The sequence below is a fragment of the Streptomyces sp. NPDC001443 genome (genome assembly GCF_053597355.1).
In genome coordinates this window covers 1-16955 of record NZ_JBSFIA010000065.1, presented here as the reverse complement: position 1 = coordinate 16955, position 16955 = coordinate 1, and the positions used below count along the sequence as shown (strand labels likewise).

The following is a 16955-nucleotide window of genomic DNA, read 5'->3' as shown; positions in this document are numbered from 1 at the left end:
TCGTAAGAAGGCGCCGGCATCACCAGAACGGGACACCCAGCCGGAACCCTGCCTCACGGCGGGGATTCCAGGAGCGTCGCGCACCGTCGAAGGTGTCGCGGGCAGCCCACCACCACCCGGATTCCCGGGAGAGGTCGGTGGGCCACTCGCGTGCTGCACGTATGTGCCCAGACCAGGGAGCGGCTGCCCGCCCCGTCCGCAGGGACGAGACGGGTTTCCCAGGCTGCGGATGCGACCTCCCTTAACTCTGGTGAGCCGAAACCCAGGAAAGAGATACACACAGTGGCGAATCAGTCCCGCCCCAAGGTCAAGAAGTCGCGTGCCCTCGGCATCGCGCTGACGCCGAAGGCCGTCAAGTACTTCGAGGCCCGCCCCTACCCGCCGGGCGAGCACGGCCGCGGCCGCAAGCAGAACTCGGACTACAAGGTCCGTCTGCTGGAGAAGCAGCGTCTGCGCGCGCAGTACGACGTGTCCGAGCGTCAGCTCGTCCGCGCCTACGAGCGTGCCTCCAAGGTCCAGGGCAAGACCGGTGAGGCCCTGATCATCGAGCTGGAGCGTCGTCTCGACGCGCTGGTCCTGCGTTCGGGCATCGCCCGCACGATCTACCAGGCCCGCCAGATGGTCGTTCACGGCCACATCGAGGTCAACGGCCAGAAGGTCGACAAGCCGTCGTTCCGCGTCCGTCCCGACGACGTCGTGATGGTCCGCGAGCGCAGCCGCAGCAAGCCGCTGTTCGAGGTTTCCCGCGCGGGCGGCTTCGCCCCCGACGGCGAGACCCCGCGCTACCTCCAGGTGAACCTCGCCGCCCTGGCCTTCCGCCTGGACCGCGAGCCGAACCGCAAGGAGATCCCGGTGATCTGCGACGAGCAGCTCGTCGTCGAGTACTACGCCCGCTGATCACCAGCCGGGTGTAGCACCTCAGCCCGCCGTCTCCCCGCCCTTCAGGGTGGGCGAGGCGGCGGGTTCTCGCGTTCCGGCGGAGTCCCGGGCCGGCCGCGCCGACCCGCGCGGTCCGGGCAGGGTCGCCGGCGACCGCCCCCGGCCCCGCCCCAGCGCCCGCGCCACCCCCGCCTCCCGGCCCAGCCGCACCCCCTGCCGTACGCACTCCTCGTACCGTTCGTCGCCGAGCCGGTCCCGGGCCTTCGTCTCGCACAGCGCGTGCGGGGCGTTGTAGTACGCCGAGCCGAACAGCGGCAGCCCCACCGAGGGCCACATGCCGGCCGCCACGCCCTGCAGCATCGCGGCCTCCGCCGCGTCGCCCTCCGCGACCGTGACCATCGCGAGCAGCTCCACCGCCAGCACCGAACCGAGCAGGTCACGGAAGGCGTGGGCACCGGCCAGACACTCCGTGAGCAGTTTCCGGGCCCCCGCGAGATCGCCGTCCCGCGAGGCGGCGTACGCCAGGACGTACAGCGCGTAGGAGCGCGTCCACCGCTCCCCGTGGTCCTCGCACACCCGCCGGACGTCCTCGCACAGCGTCACCGCGCCCGGCAGATCGCCCTGGAACGCCCGCGCCATGGCCAGCTCGACCTGTCCCATCAGCACGTTGCTGTTGAGCTCGCCGATCTCCTGGTAGCGCTCCAGCGCCGAGCGCAGCAGCGTCTCCGCGCGGGCCATGTCGTCCGTGACCAGGGCCAGACAGCCCGCGCGGTGCTCCGCGTAGGCCAGCGCCGTGGGACTGGCGACCCGCTCCGCCCCCTCCCGGCACTCCTGGAGCGCCGCCAGCGCGGGCACCGCGTCGCCCTGGAGGATCGCGACATAGCCCAGCACCCACAGGGCCTTCAGCCGCGACTGCTCGTTGGCGGTCCGCTCGGCGTCCAGCTCCACGCTGCGCTCCAGCCAGCGCCGCCCCTCGGAGAGCCGGCCGCAGCCGGCCCAGTAGAACCACAGCGAGCCCGCCAGGTACTGACCCAGATGGGCCTCGTCCGGCTCGGTCAGGCAGTACTCCAGGGCACGGCGCAGATTCGGCAGCTCCGCCTCGACGCGGGCGGCCACCTCCCGCTGCCGGGGCGAGAACCAGTCCAGCTCGCACCAGGTCGCCAGCCCCATGTACCAGTCGCGGTGGCGCCGCCGCAGCCGGGTCGCGTCGCCCATGGCCTCCAGCCAGACGGCGCCGTACGCCCGCAGGGTGCCCAGCATCCGGTACCGCACGCCCGTCGCGGTGTCCTCGCGGGCCACCACGGACTGGGCCAGCAGCTCGGACAGGACGTCGAGGACGTCGTCGGCGTCCAGCCCGTCACCGCTGCACACGTACTCGACGGCCTCCAGGTCGAACGGTCCGGCGAACACCGAGAGCCGCGCCCACAGCAGACGTTCCCCCGGCGTGCACAGCTCATGGCTCCAGCCGATCGCCGTGCGCAGCGTCTGGTGGTGCGCCGGGGCGTCCCGGGTACCGCCCGTCAGCAGCCGGAACCGGTCCTCGAACCGGTCGAGCAACTGCCCGGGGGACAGGGCCCGCAGCCGCCCCGCCGCCAGCTCGATCGCCAGCGGGATCCCGTCCAGGCGCCGGCACAGCTCCCGTACGTCCCCGTCCCCGTCGCCGTCCACCGCCAGCCCCAGCTGCGCGGCGCGGTCGGCGAACAGTTCGACCGCCGCGTCCTCGCCCAGCGGGGCCAGCGGGAGCAGGCGCTCACCCGCCACCCCGAGCGGCCTGCGGCCGGTGGCGAGCACGCCGAGCCCCGGCGCATGCCGCAGAAGATCGCTCACCAGCGCCGCACAGGGCTCCACCAGGTGCTCGAACCCGTCGAGGAGCAGCAGGAGCTGACGCCCGCCCAGATGCGCGAGGAGGGTCTCGCGGGGCAGCCGCGTGGTGTGGTCGGTCAGGCCCAGGGCCTCCACGACCGCGTACGCGACGAAGTCCGGGTCGCGCAGCGGCGTGAGGTCCACCCGCCACACCCCGTCGCGCCAGCCTCTCGCGCCCGGCGCGCGCCGCGCCGCCGCGCGGGCCGCGAGCCGGGACTTGCCGACCCCGCCGGGTCCGGTCACCGTCACCAGTCGCGCCGCGTCGAGCGCTCCGGCCAGCGCGGCGAGTTCGTCCGCCCGCCCCACGAAGCGGTCGGTCTCCAGGGGAAGGTTGCCGTCCGGCGGCCCGTCTTCGCGCTGTGGGTCTCGCATGGTGTACGGAGCGTACTGACTCGTGCTCATTCCGTACAATCACCGGACGAGACCCCGGACAGCCCTTAATGCGGTACGGAGCCGCACGCCCGGCGCGATAGGCTCGGTGCACGACTTTTTCGATGTAGAGGCACATTTCAGGGAGCGGGTGCGCAGTGTCCGGTGGAGAGGTGGCCGGGATCCTGGTGGCCGTCTTCTGGGCGATCCTGGTCTCCTTCCTCGCGGTGGCACTGGCGAGGCTGGCCCAGACGCTCAGGGCGACCACCAAGCTCGTGGCGGACGTGACCGAACAGGCCGTCCCGCTGCTGGCCGACGCCTCCGCGGCGGTGCGCTCGGCGCAGACCCAGATCGACCGGGTCGACTCGATCGCGTCGGACGTCCAGGAGGTCACCTCCAACGCCTCGGCGCTGTCGACGACCGTCGCGTCCACCTTCGGCGGTCCCCTGGTGAAGGTCGCCGCCTTCGGCTACGGCGTACGCCGGGCCCTGGGCGCCCGCCGAGGCGACGACGTGCCCGCCAAGGCCCCCCGGCGTACCGTGATCGTGGGCCGTACCGTCCCGGCCTCGCGGCGCGCGAAGCGCAACGCCCGCGGAGAGAAGGACTGACCGAGCGATGTTCCGCCGTACCTTCTGGTTCACCACGGGCGTCGCCGCCGGTGTGTGGGCCACCACCAAGGTCAACCGCAAGCTGAAGCAGCTGACGCCCGAGAGCCTCGCCGCGACCGCGGCGAACAAGGCACTGGAGACCGGCCACCGCCTCAAGGACAGAGCGGTGGGCTTCGCGCTCGACGTCCGCGACAACATGGCGCGGCGGGAGGCCGAACTGGGGGAGGCCCTCGGGATCCACGCGGACCCCGAACTCCCCGCTCCCCGGCGCTTCGTCGCCATCGAGAACCGCAACAACCCGAAGTACGTCGACAGGTCGACGTACTCGTACAACCGGAATGAGGACCACTGATGGAGTCGGCTGAGATCCGCCGCCGCTGGCTGAGCTTCTTCGAGGAGCGCGGGCACACCGTCGTCCCTTCGGCGTCGCTCATCGCGGACGACCCGACTCTGCTCCTGGTCCCGGCCGGCATGGTGCCCTTCAAGCCCTACTTCCTGGGCGAGGTCAAGCCGCCGTTCGCGCGCGCCACCAGCGTGCAGAAGTGCGTGCGCACGCCGGACATCGAAGAGGTCGGCAAGACCACCCGGCACGGCACGTTCTTCCAGATGTGCGGCAACTTCTCCTTCGGCGACTACTTCAAGGAAGGCGCCATCAAGCACGCCTGGGAGCTGCTCACCAGCCCCCAGGACAAGGGCGGTTACGGCCTGGAGCCGGACCGTCTGTGGATCACGGTCTACAAGGACGACGACGAGGCCGAGCGCATCTGGCACGAGGTCGTCGGCGTGCCCAAGGAGCGCATCCAGCGCCTGGGCATGAAGGACAACTACTGGTCCATGGGCGTGCCCGGCCCGTGCGGCCCCTGTTCCGAGATCAACTACGACCGCGGCCCCGAGTTCGGCGTCGAGGGCGGCCCGGCCGTCAACGACGAGCGGTACGTGGAGATCTGGAACCTCGTCTTCATGCAGTTCGAGCGGGGCGAGGGCATCGGCAAGGACAACTTCGAGATCCTCGGGGACCTGCCGAGCAAGAACATCGACACGGGCCTCGGCCTGGAGCGCCTCGCCATGATTCTGCAGGGCGTGCAGAACATGTACGAGATCGACACCTCGATGGCCGTCATCAACAAGGCCACCGAGCTGACCGGTGTCGCCTACGGCGCCGCCCACGAGTCCGACGTGTCCCTGCGCGTGGTCACCGACCACATGCGTACGTCCGTGATGCTCATCGGCGACGGCGTGACCCCCGGCAACGAGGGCCGCGGCTACGTCCTGCGCCGCATCATGCGCCGCGCCATCCGCAACATGCGTCTGCTCGGTGCCACCGGCCCGGTGGTCAAGGACCTCATCGACACCGTGATCGCGATGATGGGGCAGCAGTACCCGGAGCTGGTCACCGACCGCGAGCGCATCGAGACGGTCGCCCTCGCCGAGGAGACCCGCTTCCTCAAGACGCTGAACGCCGGCACCAACGTCCTGGACACCGCCGTCACCGAGACCAAGGCCTCCGGCGGCAAGGTCCTGGCCGGCGACAAGGCGTTCCTGCTCCACGACACCTGGGGCTTCCCGATCGACCTCACCCTGGAGATGGCCGCCGAGCAGGGGCTGTCCGTGGACGAGGACGGCTTCCGCAGGCTGATGAAGGAGCAGCGGGAGCGGGCCAAGGCCGACGCCCAGGCCAAGAAGACCGGCCACGCCGGGGTCGGCGCCTACCGCGAGATCGCCGACAAGGCCGGCGAGACCGACTTCATCGGCTACACCGACACCGACGCCGAGTCGACGATCGTCGGCATCCTCGTCGACGGCACCTCCTCGCCGGCCGCCACCGAGGGCGACGAGGTCGAGATCGTCCTCGACCGCACCCCGTTCTACGCCGAGGGCGGCGGCCAGATCGGCGACACCGGCCGGATCAAGGTCGACTCCGGTGCCGTCATCGAGATCCGCGACACCCAGAAGCCGGTCCCGGGCGTGTACGTGCACAAGGGCGTCGTCCAGGTCGGCGAGGTGACCCTCGGTGCCAAGGCCCACGCCTCGATCGACGGCCGCCGCCGCAAGGCGATCGCCCGTGCCCACTCGGCCACGCACCTCACCCACCAGGCCCTGCGCGACGCCCTCGGCCCGACGGCCGCCCAGGCCGGTTCCGAGAACCAGCCCGGCCGCTTCCGTTTCGACTTCGGTTCCCCGGCCGCCGTCCCGACGGCCGTGATGACCGATGTCGAGCAGAAGATCAACGAGGTGCTCGCCCGGGACCTGGACGTGCACGCCGAGATCCTCAGCCTCGACGAGGCCAAGAAGCAGGGCGCCATCGCCGAGTTCGGCGAGAAGTACGGCGAGCGGGTCCGCGTCGTGACCATCGGCGACTTCTCCAAGGAGCTCTGCGGCGGCACGCACGTGCACAACACCGCCCAGCTCGGTCTGGTGAAGCTGCTCGGCGAGTCGTCGATCGGTTCCGGCGTCCGCCGGATCGAGGCCCTCGTCGGCGTGGACGCCTACAACTTCCTGGCCCGTGAGCACACGGTCGTCGCCCAGCTCCAGGAGCTGATCAAGGGCCGTCCGGAGGAGCTCCCGGAGAAGGTCTCCGCCATGCTCGGCAAGCTGAAGGACGCCGAGAAGGAGATCGAGAAGTTCCGCGCGGAGAAGGTCCTCCAGGCCGCCGCCGGTCTGGCCGAGTCGGCCCGGGACGTGCACGGTGTGGCCCTGGTCACCGGCCAGGTCCCGGACGGCACCACGGCCGACGACCTGCGCAAGCTGGTCCTCGACGTGCGCGGCCGCATCCAGGGCGGACGGGCCGCGGTGGTCGCCCTGTTCACCACGGTGGGCGGCAAGCCGCTGACGGTCATCGCCACCAACGAGGCCGCCCGCGAGCGTGGCCTCAAGGCCGGTGACCTGGTCCGCACGGCCGCCAAGACGCTCGGCGGCGGCGGTGGCGGCAAGCCGGACGTCGCCCAGGGCGGCGGCCAGAACCCGGCCGCGGTCGGCGAGGCCGTCGAGGCCGTCGAACGACTGGTCGCCGAGACCGCGAAGTAAGAGAAGCAAGAACAGGTCGAGAAGATGAGAAGAGGACGTCGACTCGCGATCGACGTCGGGGACGCCCGGATCGGGGTCGCCTCGTGCGACCCCGACGGGATCCTCGCCACCCCGGTGGAGACCGTCCCCGGGCGGGACATCCCGGCGGCCCACCGTAGGCTGAGGCAACTCGTCGAGGAGTACGAACCGATCGAGGTCGTGGTCGGCCTGCCCCGCTCCCTCAAGGGGGGCGAGGGGCCGGCCGCGGCCAAGGTCCGTGGTTTCGCCGAGGAGTTGGCCCGGGGCGTCGCCCCGGTCGGGGTCCGCCTGGTCGACGAGCGGATGACGACGGTGACGGCCAGTCAGGGACTGAGGGCTTCGGGGGTGAAATCCAAGAAGGGCCGGTCGGTCATCGACCAGGCGGCTGCTGTCATCATTCTTCAGCAGGCGCTGGAATCCGAACGGGTGTCAGGCAATCCACCCGGCGAGGGCGTCGAAGTGGTCATCTGATCGCGATACGGTAACGTTCCGCGCGATGCAGTGGTGTTCGAACAGCCGCCGCACAGAAATGAGGCGGAACGTCCACCGGCCCTCGAGCCGCGTGATCGCCGCTTCGCGGCTCTAGGGGATCGATGACTGAGTATGGCCGGGGCCAAGGCTCCGAACCGTGGCATCCGCAGGACCCGGCGTACGGGGACGGCGGATGGGAAGGGCAGCAGGCCCAGGCGGCCCATCAGTCTGCCTACGGCGGCCAGCCGCAGCACTATCCGCAGCCGCAGCAGGGGCAGCAGTCCGGGTACGGCGACTGGGGTCAGGGCGGTCAGCAGGGCGCCTACGACGGGTCGCAGCAGTACGACCAGCAGGCCGCCCAGTACCAGCAGCAGTACGACCAGCAGGCCGCCCAGTCGCAGCAGCAGTATCAGCAGGGCGGCTGGGACGGCACCGGCACGCACGCGCACGTTCCCTACGCGGCCGACCCGGGTGACCCCTACGGCCAGCAGGCCGCGGCGTACGGCGCCGAGCAGCCCGATCTCTACGGCACCCCCGAGGCGTATCCGCCGCCGGAGCCGCCGAGCCGACGGAGCGCCGAACCGGAACCCAAGGTCGACTGGGACCCGGCTCCCGAGGAGGGCGAACACGCCTTCTTTGCGGGCGGCGACGACGATGACGACGACGAGAGCGGCGACGAACCGGAGGGCCGGGGCGGCCGGGGCGACAAGCGGGGCAAAGGCGGCGCCAAGGGTGGCGCCGCGGGCAAGAAGCGCCGCAACGGCTGTGCGTGCCTGGTGGTCGCCCTGGTGTTCGGCGGCGGCCTCGCCGGTGTCAGCTACTTCGGCTACCAGTACTACCAAAATCGTTTCGGCGTGGCGCCCGACTACGCGGGCGACGGCACCGACGAGACGGTGACCGTCGAGATCCCCAAGGGGGCCGGCGGCTACGACATCGGCATCAGGCTGAAGGAGGCCGGTGTCGTCAAGAGCGTCGACGCGTTCGTCTCCGCTCAGCAGCAGAATCCCCAGGGCACTTCGATCCAGGCGGGCGCGTACATCCTGAAGAAGGAGATGTCCGCGGCGAGCGCCGTCAAGATGATGCTCGACCCGAAGAGCCAGGCCAGTCTCATCGTCAAGCCCGGCGAGCGGAACGTGGCCGTCTACAAGGACATCGACGCCAAGCTGGGTCTTTCCGCCGGCTCCACCAAGAAGGTGGCCAAGGAGGAGTACAAGAACCTCGGAATGCCGAAGTGGGCGACCGGCGGTTCCGACGTCAAGGACCCGCTGGAGGGCTTCCTCTTCCCCGGCACCTATCCCGCGGCCAAGGGCATGAAGCCCGAGACGGTCCTGAAGCAGATGGTCGAGCAGGCCAACGAGGTGTACACGAGGTACGACCTCGTGAACAAGGCCAAGTCGTTCGACCTGGAGAACCCGCTCCAGCTCGTCACGGTCTCCAGCCTCGTCCAGGCGGAGGGCAAGACGCACGACGACTTCCGCAAGATGGCGGAGGTCATCTACAACCGCCTCAAGCCGACGAACACCGAGACCAACCAGAAGCTCCAGTTCGACTCGACCTTCAATTACCTGAAGGGCGAGAGCAACATCCATATCAGCGAGTCCGAGATCAACAGCAACAAGGACCCGTACAACACCTACACGAACAGGGGTCTGCCGCCCGGTCCCATCGGAAACCCGGGCGAGGACGCGCTGAAGGCGGCGCTGAATCCGACCGGCGACGGCTGGCTCTATTTCGTGGCGACCGACGGTCAGAACAACACCGAATTCGCGAAGACCTACGAGGAATTCCAGAAGCTCAAGGAAAGGTTCAATGCCAGCTCCGGCAACTGAGGCGCGTCGGGCCGCCGTACTCGGTTCACCGATCGCCCACTCGCTCTCCCCGGTGCTGCACCGCGCCGCGTACGACCGGCTGGGGCTCGACGGCTGGACGTACGAGCGGTTCGACGTCGACGAGGCGGCCCTGCCCGGGTTCTTCGCGGAGCTCGGGCCCGAGTGGGCGGGGCTGTCGCTGACCATGCCGCTCAAGCGGGCCGTCATCCCGCTGCTCGACGGGATCAGCGAGACGGCGGCCGCGGTCGAGGCCGTCAACACGGTGGTGTTCACCGAGGACGGCCGCCGGGTCGGCGACAACACCGACGTCCCCGGCATGGTGGCCGCGCTGCGTGAGCGGGGGATCGAACAGGTCGACACCGCGTCGGTGCTCGGCGCGGGCGCCACCGCGTCCTCCGCGCTGGCCGCGCTGGCCCGGATCTGCACCGGTGAGGTCGTCGCCTACGTCCGCAGCGAGGAGCGGGCCGCCGAGATGCGGCAGTGGGGCGAGCGGCTGGAGGTGGAGGTCCGCACCGCCGACTGGGCGGACGCGGCCGAGGCGCTGCGCTTCCCGCTCGTCGTCGCCACCACCCCGGCCGGTACGACGGACGCGCTGGCCGCCGCCGTGCCCGAGCGGCCCGCCACTCTTTTCGACGTCCTCTACGACCCCTGGCCCACAACCCTCGCGGCCCGCTGGTCGATGTACGGGGGCGCCGTCGTCGGCGGACTCGACCTGCTGGTCCACCAGGCGGTGCTCCAGGTCGAGCAGATGACCGGCCGCGCCCCGGCACCGGTGGAGGCCATGCGCAAGGCGGGCGAACAGGCACTCGCCTCCCGGTAAGATCCGCCGAGTTCCGCAAGGGGCGGAGCATGGCGTCGGGGGAGTCAGGTACATGATCAGCGGGTCGGTCGGGGTGCCTCTGGCGTCCGCCAGGTGGGAGATCTTCACGTTCGTCTTCCAGTTCGTGCCCGACCGGGAGAAGGAAACGGTGTTCGCGCTGGCCGTGCTCGCCGTCGTCGGCTCGTGGCTTTTCAAGCTCGGACGCAGGATCCGGAACCGGCGTGCCGAGCGTGCCGGTGCGCCCGTGCCCGCCGTGGCGCGGTCCGGACAGGGGCGCGGCGCGGACTACCTGGGCGTGTACGCCCCACCGCGGAACCGGCTCCCGCGGAACCCGGCGCCGGCCGACCCCGGAGGTGCGGACTTCCTCGGTGACCATGCGCAGGGGCAGGGGCAGGGGCAGGGGCAGGGGCAGGGGCAGGGGCAGGGGCAGGGAGGGGCGGGCTGAGTCCGCCGCCCGCGCCGCGTCGTCCCGCCTGATGGACCGGCGGCCGGGTCCGCCGCGCGAACGTGGGAGGATCGGAGGTGGCGGGCCGGGGCCGCGCACCCGGTAGCGCCGTCGCCGTACGCGAGGACGCGCGTACGCAGGGCAGTACCAGGGCGCGAGCACTGAGGAGCACCGTTGAGCAGGCTGCGTTGGCTGACCGCGGGGGAGTCCCACGGTCCCGCACTCGTCGCGACGCTGGAGGGCCTTCCCGCCGGCGTGCCGATCACCACGGAGATGGTGGCGGATCATCTGGCGAGGCGGCGGCTGGGCTATGGACGCGGCGCGCGGATGAAGTTCGAGCGGGACGAGGTCACGTTCCTCGGCGGCGTCCGGCACGGACTGACCATGGGCTCCCCGGTCGCGGTCATGGTGGGCAACACCGAGTGGCCCAAGTGGGAGAAGGTCATGTCGGCCGACCCCGTGGACCCGGAGGAGCTTGCCGCACTCGCCCGCAACGCGCCGCTCACCCGGCCGCGACCGGGCCACGCCGACCTGGCCGGCATGCAGAAGTACGGCTTCGACGAGGCCCGTCCGGTCCTGGAGCGCGCCTCCGCCCGGGAGACCGCGGCCCGGGTCGCGCTCGGCGCCGTCGCCCGGTCGTACCTCAAGGAGACGGCCGGCATCGAGATCGTCTCGCACGTGGTGGAACTGGCCGCCGCCAAGGCGCCCTACGGCGTCCTGCCGACCCCCGCCGATGTCGAGCGGCTGGACGCCGACCCGGTGCGCTGCCTGGACGCGGACGCGTCGAAGGCGATGGTCGCGGAGATCGACCAGGCCCACAAGGACGGCGACACCCTCGGCGGAGTGGTCGAGGTCCTCGCCTACGGCGTCCCGGTCGGACTGGGCTCGCACGTGCACTGGGACCGCCGTCTGGACGCGCGCCTGGCCGCCGCCCTCATGGGCATCCAGGCGATCAAGGGCGTCGAGGTCGGCGACGGCTTCGACCTGGCCCGGGTGCCCGGCTCCAAGGCGCACGACGAGATCCTCACCACCGCCGACGGCATCCGGCGGGCCACCGGCCGCTCCGGCGGCACCGAGGGCGGCCTGACCACCGGCGAGCTGCTGCGGGTGCGGGCCGCGATGAAGCCGATCGCGACCGTGCCGCGGGCCCTTCAGACGGTGGACGTCGCCACCGGCGAGGCCGCCCAGGCGCACCACCAGCGCTCCGACGTGTGCGCGGTCCCCGCGGCCGGCATCGTCGCCGAGGCGATGGTCGCGCTGGTGCTTGCGGACGCGGTGGCGGAGAAGTTCGGCGGCGACAGCGTCGCCGAGACCCGCCGCAACGTGCGGTCGTACCTCGACCACCTGCACATCCGATGAGCGGGCCGCTGATCGTCCTGGTCGGCCCGATGGGCGTGGGCAAGTCCACCGTCGGGCAGCTGCTGGCCGAGCGGCTCGGCGTCGGCTACCGGGACACGGACGACGACATCGTCGCCGAGCAGGGCCGCAGCATCGCGGAGATCTTCGTCGACGAGGGCGAGAGCGCCTTCCGCGTGATCGAGAAGTCGTCCGTGCGGCGCGCGCTGGCCGGCCACGACGGCGTGCTGGCGCTGGGCGGCGGCGCGGTGCTCGACGCCGAGACGCGCGCCCTGCTGGCCGGGCAGCGGGTGGTGTACCTCTCGATGGACGTCGAGGAGGCCGTCAAGCGCACCGGCCTGAACACGGCCCGCCCGCTGCTCGCCGTCAACCCGCGCAAGCAGTGGCGCGAGTTGATGGAGGCCCGCCGGCATCTGTACGAGGAGATCGCCACGGCCGTCGTGGCGACGGACGGCCGTACCCCCGAAGAGGTCACCCGGGCCGCCCTGGACGCACTGGAGTTGAAGGAAGCATGAGCGAGTCTGTGACGCGGATCCAGGTCGGCGGCAGCGCGGGATCCGCGCCGTACGAGGTCCTGGTCGGGCGTCAGTTGCTGGGCGAGCTCGGCGCGCTGGTCGGCGACAGGGCCCGGCGGGTCGCGGTCATCCACCCCGAGGCGCTGGCCGAGACCGGCGACGCGCTCCGCGCCGACCTGGCCGAGCAGGGCTTCGAGGCCGTCGCCATCCAGGTGCCCAACGCGGAGGAGGCCAAGACCGCCGAGGTCGCCGCCTACTGCTGGAAGGCGCTCGGCCAGTGCGGGTTCACCCGCACCGACGTCGTCGTGGGCGTCGGCGGCGGCGCCACCACGGACCTCGCCGGGTTCGTGGCCGCGACCTGGCTGCGCGGGGTGCGCTGGATCGCCGTACCGACCACCGTGCTCGCCATGGTGGACGCGGCCGTCGGCGGCAAGACCGGCATCAACACGGCCGAGGGCAAGAACCTCGTCGGCGCCTTCCACCCGCCGGCCGGGGTGCTGTGCGACCTGGCCGCGCTGGACTCCCTCCCGGTCAACGACTACGTCTCCGGCCTCGCCGAGATCATCAAGGCCGGCTTCATCGCCGACCCGGTGATCCTGGACCTCATCGAGTCGGACCCCGTCGCCGCCCGCACCCCCGCGGGCCCGCACACCGCCGAGCTCATCGAACGCTCCATCAAGGTCAAGGCCGACGTCGTGTCGTCCGACCTGAAGGAGTCGGGGCTGCGGGAGATCCTCAACTACGGTCACACGCTCGCGCACGCCATCGAGAAGAACGAGCGCTACAAGTGGCGCCACGGCGCCGCGGTCTCGGTCGGCATGCACTTCGCCGCCGAACTGGGCCGCCTGGCCGGCCGTCTCGACGACGCCACGGCGGACCGCCACCGCACGGTCCTGGAGTCCGTCGGTCTTCCGCTGCACTACCGCTACGACCAGTGGCCCAAGCTGCTGGAGGCCATGAAGGTCGACAAGAAGTCCCGCGGCAACCTGCTGCGCTTCATCGTGCTCGACGGACTGGCCAAGCCGACCGTGCTGGAGGGGCCGGACCCGGCCGTCCTGCTCGCCGCGTACGGAGAAGTGGGCCAGTAAGTACCGCAACAACCGATCCGTCCGGGTCTCTTCGCACGCCAGGGCACTACGGACCGCCCCCGGCCGTTCACCAAAGGACAGCCTGGGGCGGTACCGTTCAGTAGCGAACGGGGTATGCACCCCTTGCCCTCGCCCATTGCCTGTACGAGACGGAGTGGCACCGGATGCAGCACGCAGTGGGTTCTCCGCTGCCGCCGCCCCACCAGCCGGGGCACGGTCCGGCCGCCGGCTGGTCGCCGGCCGCACAACACCACGAGCCGCACCACCAGGGTGCGCACCAGGGGCCCGCCCCGGTGCCGCCCCCCGCGGCGCCCGGATACATCGGCACACCGGCGCCGGGGCCGATACCGCCCGTGCCGTCGGCTGTGCCGCACACGGTCCAGCATCACCATCAGGCGCCGGTCCCGGCCCCGGACACCACGGGTCACGTCCCGCTGCCGCCCGGCGGGCCGGTCGCCATGCCGGCCCCGCCGCCCGCCGCCGCGGCCGTGCCCGACCCGTCGGCCACCACCCTCGCGGTGCTGCTCATCGGCCCCGCGGGAGCCGGCAAGACCAGCGTCGCCAAATACTGGGCCGACCACCGCCGCGTCCCCACCGCGCACATCAGCCTCGACGACGTGCGCGAATGGGTCCGGGCGGGGTTCGCCGACCCGCAGTCCGGGTGGAACGACAACTCCGAGGCGCAGTACCGGCTGGCCCGGCGCACCTGCGGGTTCGCCGCGCGCAACTTCCTCGCCAACGGGATCTCGTGCATTCTCGACGACGCTGTCTTCCCCGACCGTCCGGTCGTCGGGCTCGGTGGCTGGAAGCGGCACGTGGGGCCAGGTCTGCTGCCGGTCGTGCTGCTGCCCGGTCTCGACATCGTCCTGGAGCGCAACGCCGAACGCCGCGGCAACCGCCGTCTCACCGACGAGGAGGTCGCCCGGATCCACGGCCGGATGGCCGGGTGGTACGGCTCGGGGCTGCCGATCATCGACAACTCCCAGCTGGACGTACCCGCGACGGCCCGCGTCCTCGACGACGTACTGGCCCGCTCGATCGCGAGCCCGCCCCAGTGGTAGCCGACACCCCGACCACCTGACCCCGGGCTGCCGGGCCGTCAGATCGCCGGACGGCCGGGCCGTCGTGGCGCGGAGAGGCCGTCCGCCGTGGCGGCGGGCGGGGCACCGTGATGCCAGATGGGGGGGCCACTGCGACGCCGGGTGGCTGGTCCGTCGGGTCGGAGGAGGGCCGGGCCGTCGTGGCGCGGAGAGGCCGTCCGCCGTGGCGGTGGGCGGGGCGTCGCGATGCCGGACGGCCGGGCCGCCGAGGCCGCGGACAGTTCCTCCGTCATGGTCGCGGGCGGGGCGTCGCGGGTCCTCGGGCGGCAGGTCGCCCGAACGGAGCCCGCCCACACGGCCCTCTCGAACAGCGGGATCCGGCCACCGCTCGTAGGCTCGGCTCATGTCAGAGGTGTACGCGGCCCGCCGGACGCGGCTACGAGAGCGGTGCAACGCGGGCGGCAGCGCGGCGGCGCTCGTCTCCCGGGCCGCCAATGTGCGCTATCTCGCGGGCGCCGCCCCGCGGGACGCCGTCCTGCTCCTCGGAAAGCGCGAGGACCTGCTGGTCTGCGCCGCCCCGCCGGACGAACGGCCCGCCGAGGGCCGCCCCGACGAGGCGCTGCGCGTCCATGTCCTGTCCGGACCCGGCGGTGATCCGGCCGTCGCGGCCGCCGATCTCGTCGCGGCCCAGGGCACCGACTCCGTGGCCGTCGAGGAGCACCACCTCACCGTGGCCCGGCACCGTGCCATCGGCTCGGTCGCCCCCGGGCTGCGCCTGGCCGACCTCGGCGGCGCGGTCGAGCAGTTGCGGGTGGTGAAGGACGAGGAGGAGATCTCCTGTCTGCGGATCGGCGCGGAGATCGCCGACCAGGCCCTCGGCGAGCTGCTGGAGTCCATCCTGGTCGGACGGACCGAGCGCCATCTCGCCCTGGAGCTGGAGCGGCGCCTCGTCGACCACGGGGCCGACGGTCCCGCCTTCGCGACCTCCGTCGCCACCGGCCCGAACTCCGGTCTGCGCGGCCACGCGCCCACCGACCGCAGGGTCGAGGAGGGCGACTTCCTCTCCGTCTGCCTCGGCGCGACCTACCACGGCTATCGCTGCGAGATCGGCCGTACGTTCGTCATCGGCACCTCGCCCGCCGACTGGCAGATCGAGATCTACGACCTGGTCTTCGCCGCCCAGCGCGCCGCGCGGGAGTCCCTGACGCCGGGTGCGGCCTATCGTGACGTGGACAGTGCCGCACGTCACGTCCTGGGCTCCGCGGGGTACCGAGAAGGCCTGTCCGCGCTCACCGGGCACGGCGTGGGACTCGAAATCGACGAGGACCCGCAGCTTGCTCCCGCAGCCATGGGTAAACTGGACGCTTGCGTGCCGGTCACCGTCGAACCGGGGGTTCACCTCCCGGGCCGGGGCGGCGTCCGGATCGATGACACGCTCGTCGTACGCCCCGAGGCGGACGGCGGACCCGAGCTACTCACCATCACGACCAAGGAGCTGCTCGCCCTGTAGGCAGGTGCGTGCGCCGGGGTCGTCCACGTCAGTCCAGGAGATTCCGCAACCGTGGCTTCCACGAACGACCTCAAGAACGGCCTGGTGCTCAAGCTCGAAGGCGGCCAGCTCTGGTCCGTCGTCGAGTTCCAGCACGTCAAGCCCGGCAAGGGCCCTGCCTTCGTGCGCACCAAGCTGAAGAACGTGCTTTCCGGCAAGGTCGTCGACAAGACGTTCAACGCCGGTGTCAAGGTCGAGACGGCCACTGTCGACAAGCGCGACATGCAGTTCTCGTACATGGACGGCGAGTACTTCGTCTTCATGGACATGGACACGTACGACCAGCTGATGATCGACCGCAAGACGGTCGGCGACGCGGCCAACTTCCTCATCGAGGGCTTCACGGCCGTCGTCGCCCAGCACGAGGGCGAGGTGCTCTTCGTCGAGCTGCCCGCCGCCGTCGAGCTGGTCATCTCCGAGACCGAGCCGGGTGTCCAGGGCGACCGCTCCACCGGTGGCACCAAGCCCGCCACACTGGAGACCGGCCACCAGATCCAGGTCCCGCTCTTCATCACCACCGGTGAGAAGATCAAGGTCGACACCCGCACGAGCGACTACCTCGGCCGGGTGAACAGCTAACCGTGGCTGCCCGCAACACGGCCCGCAAGCGCGCCTTCCAGATCCTCTTCGAGGGCGACCAGCGCGGCGCGGACGTCCTGACGGTCCTCGCGGACTGGATCCGGCTCTCCCGGACCGACGACCGGCAGCCGCCGGTGAGCGAGTACACGATGCAGCTGGTCGAGGGGTACGCGCAGTACGCGCGCCGCATCGACGAGCTGATCGCGCAGTACTCGGTCGGCTGGACGCTCGACCGGATGCCGGTCGTCGACCGCAACCTCCTGCGTCTCGGCGCCTACGAGCTGATCTGGGTCGACGAGACCCCGGACGCCGTGGTGCTGGACGAGATGGTGCAGCTGGCGAAGGAGTTCTCCACGGACGAGTCGCCCTCGTTCGTCAACGGCCTGCTCGGCCGGCTGAAGGAGCTCAAGCCCTCGCTGCGTCGCGACGAGGCATAAGCGGCACGGGAAGTCGGGGGGAGACCCCTTGCATGCCGGAGGGCCCGCAGCGTCACGCTGCGGGC

The 16955-nt window shown here is 71.4% G+C and carries 16 protein-coding genes; 15 read left to right on the top strand and 1 reads right to left on the bottom strand.

Translation table 11 applies throughout. The features are described 5' to 3' along the window. Window positions 1-282: 282 nt before the first annotated feature. Entirely contained in the window at window positions 283-897 is a 615-nt protein-coding gene (gene rpsD, locus ACWC24_RS39345; protein WP_450667713.1) for a 30S ribosomal protein S4, read from the top strand. Window positions 898-918: 21 nt separating this feature from the next. Here the strand turns inward: rpsD and ACWC24_RS39340 are convergent, their stop codons facing one another. Next, a complete protein-coding gene (locus tag ACWC24_RS39340; protein ID WP_450667712.1) occupies window positions 919-3114 on the bottom strand; it encodes an ATP-binding protein in 2196 nt (731 codons plus the stop codon). Window positions 3115-3269: 155 nt separating this feature from the next. Here ACWC24_RS39340 and ACWC24_RS39335 point away from each other — a divergent pair, with 155 nt between their 5' ends. From ACWC24_RS39335 to nusB, 14 genes are all read left to right on the top strand, one after another. Further along, window positions 3270-3719: a DUF948 domain-containing protein gene (locus ACWC24_RS39335; RefSeq protein WP_450667711.1), complete on the top strand. Its 450-nt coding sequence runs from the start codon at window positions 3270-3272 to the stop codon at window positions 3717-3719. Window positions 3720-3726: 7 nt separating this feature from the next. Then, complete coding sequence (locus ACWC24_RS39330) at window positions 3727-4071, top strand: hypothetical protein (RefSeq protein ID WP_450667710.1); 345 nt, start codon at window positions 3727-3729, stop codon at window positions 4069-4071. Beyond that, window positions 4071-6743 (top strand): alanine--tRNA ligase, encoded by a 2673-nt coding sequence (gene alaS / locus ACWC24_RS39325; RefSeq protein ID WP_450667709.1) that lies wholly within the window; start codon window positions 4071-4073, stop codon window positions 6741-6743. The genes ACWC24_RS39330 and alaS overlap by 1 nt, the downstream gene beginning before the upstream one ends. Before the next feature lie 24 nt (window positions 6744-6767). Further along, window positions 6768-7232: a Holliday junction resolvase RuvX gene (gene ruvX / locus ACWC24_RS39320; RefSeq protein WP_152894630.1), complete on the top strand. Its 465-nt coding sequence runs from the start codon at window positions 6768-6770 to the stop codon at window positions 7230-7232. 122 nt (window positions 7233-7354) lie between these two features. Next, window positions 7355-9061, top strand: coding sequence for an endolytic transglycosylase MltG (gene mltG / locus ACWC24_RS39315; protein WP_450667708.1), 1707 nt, complete (start codon window positions 7355-7357; stop codon window positions 9059-9061). Next, window positions 9042-9881 carry a shikimate dehydrogenase gene (locus ACWC24_RS39310; protein ID WP_450667707.1) on the top strand — a complete coding sequence of 280 codons (840 nt, stop codon included), beginning with the start codon at window positions 9042-9044 and terminating at the stop codon, window positions 9879-9881. The genes mltG and ACWC24_RS39310 overlap by 20 nt, the downstream gene beginning before the upstream one ends. Window positions 9882-9933: 52 nt before the next feature. Beyond that, on the top strand, window positions 9934-10326 hold the full coding sequence (locus ACWC24_RS39305) for a hypothetical protein (protein WP_450667706.1): 393 nt from the start codon (window positions 9934-9936) through the stop codon (window positions 10324-10326). 174 nt (window positions 10327-10500) lie between these two features. Beyond that, on the top strand, window positions 10501-11685 hold the full coding sequence (gene aroC / locus ACWC24_RS39300) for a chorismate synthase (protein ID WP_450667705.1): 1185 nt from the start codon (window positions 10501-10503) through the stop codon (window positions 11683-11685). Next, the gene (locus ACWC24_RS39295) at window positions 11682-12197 is read left to right on the top strand and encodes a shikimate kinase (protein ID WP_450667704.1); all 516 of its coding nucleotides are present in this window, start codon (window positions 11682-11684) and stop codon (window positions 12195-12197) included. The genes aroC and ACWC24_RS39295 overlap by 4 nt, the downstream gene beginning before the upstream one ends. Beyond that, window positions 12194-13285, top strand: a complete 1092-nt coding sequence (aroB, locus tag ACWC24_RS39290) for a 3-dehydroquinate synthase (protein WP_450667703.1) — start codon at window positions 12194-12196, stop codon at window positions 13283-13285. The genes ACWC24_RS39295 and aroB overlap by 4 nt, the downstream gene beginning before the upstream one ends. A gap of 164 nt (window positions 13286-13449) precedes the next feature. Continuing rightward, on the top strand, window positions 13450-14346 hold the full coding sequence (locus ACWC24_RS39285) for a Pro-rich N-terminal domain-containing protein (RefSeq protein ID WP_450667702.1): 897 nt from the start codon (window positions 13450-13452) through the stop codon (window positions 14344-14346). Between the two features lie 382 nt (window positions 14347-14728). After that, window positions 14729-15835 carry an aminopeptidase P family protein gene (locus ACWC24_RS39280; protein ID WP_450667701.1) on the top strand — a complete coding sequence of 369 codons (1107 nt, stop codon included), beginning with the start codon at window positions 14729-14731 and terminating at the stop codon, window positions 15833-15835. 51 nt (window positions 15836-15886) lie between these two features. Then, the gene (efp, locus tag ACWC24_RS39275) at window positions 15887-16453 is read left to right on the top strand and encodes an elongation factor P (RefSeq protein ID WP_392621865.1); all 567 of its coding nucleotides are present in this window, start codon (window positions 15887-15889) and stop codon (window positions 16451-16453) included. 2 nt (window positions 16454-16455) lie between these two features. Further along, window positions 16456-16890: a transcription antitermination factor NusB gene (nusB, locus tag ACWC24_RS39270; protein ID WP_162470101.1), complete on the top strand. Its 435-nt coding sequence runs from the start codon at window positions 16456-16458 to the stop codon at window positions 16888-16890. Window positions 16891-16955: the final 65 nt, after the last annotated feature.